The organism is Variovorax sp. P1_H12_2 (genome assembly GCF_056405335.1).
This window is the reverse complement of the sequence record NZ_JBFUCI010000552.1, coordinates 1-3,476: the sequence shown is the minus strand read 5'-3', so window position 1 is coordinate 3,476 and position 3,476 is coordinate 1. Positions and strand designations below refer to the sequence as shown.

Annotated in this window: 3 protein-coding genes; all 3 read left to right on the top strand. The window is 67.4% G+C overall.

Going from position 1 to position 3,476, the window contains the following annotated elements:
* On the top strand, positions 1-1,097 hold a 1,097-nt coding region (locus AC1D2K_RS32125; protein ID WP_478094165.1), incomplete at its 5' end, for a DNA translocase FtsK.
* Between the two features lie 227 nt (positions 1,098-1,324).
* Complete coding sequence (gene lolA, locus AC1D2K_RS32120) at positions 1,325-1,957, top strand: outer membrane lipoprotein periplasmic chaperone LolA (protein WP_478094163.1); 633 nt, start codon at positions 1,325-1,327, stop codon at positions 1,955-1,957.
* Between the two features lie 12 nt (positions 1,958-1,969).
* Positions 1,970-3,262 carry a replication-associated recombination protein A gene (locus AC1D2K_RS32115; RefSeq protein ID WP_478094161.1) on the top strand — a complete coding sequence of 431 codons (1,293 nt, stop codon included), beginning with the start codon at positions 1,970-1,972 and terminating at the stop codon, positions 3,260-3,262.
* Positions 3,263-3,476: the final 214 nt, after the last annotated feature.

The following is a 3,476-nucleotide window of genomic DNA, read 5'->3' as shown; positions in this document are numbered from 1 at the left end:
CGATGGGCCTGGGCAAGGACATCATCGGCAATCCGGTGGTGGCCGACCTCGCCAAGATGCCGCACGTGCTGGTGGCCGGAACCACCGGTTCGGGCAAGTCGGTCGGCATCAACGCGATGATCCTGAGCCTGTTGTACAAGGCCGAGGCGCGCGATGTGCGCCTGCTGATGATCGACCCGAAGATGCTCGAGATGTCGGTCTACGAAGGCATTCCGCACCTGCTGGCGCCGGTCGTGACCGACATGCGGCAGGCGGCCCACGGCCTCAACTGGTGCGTGGCCGAGATGGAGCGCCGCTACAAGCTTATGAGCAAGCTGGGGGTGCGCAACCTGGCCGGCTACAACGTCAAGATCGACGAGGCGAAGGCGCGCGAGGAGTTCATCTACAACCCCTTCAGCCTGACACCCGACAGCCCCGAGCCGCTCGCGCGCGAACCGCACATCGTGGTCGTGATCGACGAGCTGGCCGACCTGATGATGGTGGTCGGCAAGAAGATCGAGGAGCTGATCGCACGGCTGGCGCAGAAGGCGCGCGCGGCCGGCATCCACCTGATCCTGGCGACGCAGCGGCCCAGCGTGGACGTGATCACCGGCCTGATCAAGGCCAATATCCCGACCCGCATCGCCTTCCAGGTGTCGAGCAAGATCGACTCGCGCACCATCCTCGACCAGATGGGCGCCGAGGCGTTGCTGGGCATGGGCGACATGCTCTACATGCCGAGCGGCACCGGCCTGCCGGTGCGCGTGCACGGTGCCTTCGTGAGCGATGAGGAAGTCCACCGCGTCGTGGCCTACCTGAAGTCGCAGGGCGAACCGGACTACATCGAGGGCGTGCTCGAAGGCGGCACGGTCGACGGCGACGGCGATGTGCTGGGAGAGGGCGGCAGCGACGGCGGCGAGAAGGACCCGATGTACGACCAGGCGGTCGAAGTCGTGCTCAAGCACCGCAAGGCCAGCATCTCGCTGGTGCAGCGCCATTTGAAGATCGGCTACAACCGCGCCGCCCGGCTGGTCGAGGACATGGAGAACGCCGGCCTGGTGAGCGCGATGAGCGGCAGCGGCCAGCGCGAGATCCTGGTGCCGGCAAGGACGGAATAAGCTCGCCCCCAGGTAGTTGCCTCGAGTCGCTGCCAGAGGCAGYGGCTCTTCGAAGCCGTCCAAGCCTGCGCAGGCAGGCTCGGAGCCGCGGCTTCTCAGCCCCCTACCGGGGGCAACACCAGCGGCCTGGCAAAGCCAGTTCCGCGGTGTTTCACCCACGGGCCTGGCTGCGCCGGCCGGGCCCCTGACCGGCCCRGTTTTGTCGGCCTTGAAGGAACGGAATGTTGATGAAGAAATTGATTGCAGGCGCCTTGCTGGCGGCGGTGGCGGGCGGTACCTGGGCCGGTGGCATGGAAAGCCTCGAGGCTTTCGTGAAGACGGTCAAGTCCGGCCGCGCGGAATTCACGCAGACCGTGACGGCGCCGCCCAAAGAGGGCCAGGAATCGCGCCCCAAGGTCTCGACCGGCAGCTTCGAGTTCCAGCGGCCGGGCAAATTCAGGTTCGACTACAAGAAGCCCTTTGTCCAGAGCATCGTCGCCGACGGCGACACGCTGTGGCTCTATGACGCCGACCTGAACCAGGTCACGCAGCGCAAGCAGGCGCAGGCGCTCGGGTCCACGCCCGCCGCGCTGATCGCCGCCGCGCCCGACCTGCGCGCGCTGCAGGCCGATTTCGCGCTCGAGGCCGCCCCCGAGCGCGACGGGCTGCAATGGGTCAAGGCGACGCCGAAGAGCAAGGACGGCCAGCTGCAGAGCGTGCAGATCGGCTTCCAGGGCGACGCGCTGTCCGCGCTCGAGATCCTGGACAGCTTCGGTCAGCGCTCGGCGCTGAAGTTCGGCAAGGTCGAGGTCAATCCGCCGCTGCCGGCCGGGACCTTCCAGTTCAAGGTGCCGAGCGGCGCCGACGTGATCCGCCAGTAGTGCCGGCCGCGGATGGCCACCTCCACCCACCAACCTCTCGCTGAACGACTTCGCCCGCGCACCCTGGGCGAGGTGATCGGCCAGCAGCACCTGCTGGGCCCCGGCATGCCGTTGCGCATCGCCTTCGAATCCGGCCAGCCGCATTCGTGCATCCTCTGGGGCCCGCCCGGCACCGGAAAGACGACCATCGCGCGACTGATGGCCGATGCCTTCGATGCCCAGTTCCTGAGCATCAGCGCGGTGCTCGGCGGCGTGAAGGACATCCGCGACGCGGTCGAACGCGCCACCTCGGCACGCGACGGACTCGAGCAGCGCCGAACCATCGTCTTCGTCGACGAGGTGCACCGCTTCAACAAGAGCCAGCAGGACGCCTTCCTGCCGCACGTGGAGTCGGGCCTGTTCACCTTCATCGGCGCGACCACCGAGAACCCGTCCTTCGAGGTCAATTCGGCGCTGTTGTCGCGGGCCGCGGTGTATGTGCTGCAGCCTCTGGGCGAGGCCGATCTCAAGAAGATCGTGGAGCGGGCGCAGGGCATCCAGGCGGTGCCGGCGATCGACGCCGAGGCCGTCGACCGCCTGGTGGCCTATGCCGATGGCGACGCCAGGCGCCTGCTCAATACGCTCGAGACGCTGGCGGTGGCGGCCCGCGCCGAGAAGCTCGACACCCTCACGGACGAATGGCTGCTGCGGGTGCTCGGCGAGCGGCTGCGGCGCTACGACAAGGGCGGCGAGCAGTTCTACGACACCATCTCCGCCCTGCACAAGTCGGTGCGCGGCAGCGATCCGGATGCGGCGCTCTACTGGTTCGTCCGAATGCTCGACGGCGGCGCCGATCCGCGCTACATGGCGCGCCGGCTGGTGCGCATGGCGAGCGAGGACATCGGCCTGGCCGATCCGCGTGCGCTGCGCCTGGCGCTCGATGCCGCCGAGGTCTATGAGCGGCTCGGGACACCCGAAGGCGAACTGGCGCTGGCCCAGTGCGTGGTCTATCTCGCGGTGGCGCCGAAGTCCAACGCGGTCTACAAGGCCTACAACGAGGTCAAGGCCTTCATCCAGTCGGACGGCACGCGGCCGGTCCCGATGCACCTGCGCAATGCGCCGACCAAGCTCATGAAGCAGCTCGACTACGGCAAGGGCTACCGCTACGCGCACGACGAGGAGGGCGGCTTCGCGGCCGGCGAGAGCTATCTGCCCGAGGGCGTCGATCCGCCTGCGTTCTACCGTCCGGTGGAGCGCGGCCTCGAAATCCGTATTGCGGAAAAACTACGCGAATTGCGAAAACGCAACCAGGACGCCAGCCGCTGATACGCAGCTGCAGCCGCATCGGTACTCCCTTGCACGGCCCACCTGCTTGGCGATCCGCCAGCGGGAAAACCCCGTCGAATACGCGCTGGAACGGCGATCTGGCGTCACTACAATCCCGCCACAAACCCGCCGTCGTCACATGTTGGCGGGTTTTTTGCTAAGGGAGCCCCAGCGCTTGATCAGTGCGCAGGGCCAGCCGGGCGCCTCTCGAGGG

Excerpts from the sequence above, each read along its gene's own strand:
- lolA (WP_478094163.1), top strand. The coding sequence starts at position 1,325 with ATGAAGAAATTGATTGCAGGCGCCTTGCTGGCGGCGGTGGCGGGCGGT.
- AC1D2K_RS32115 (WP_478094161.1), top strand. The coding sequence starts at position 1,970 with ATGGCCACCTCCACCCACCAACCTCTCGCTGAACGACTTCGCCCGCGC.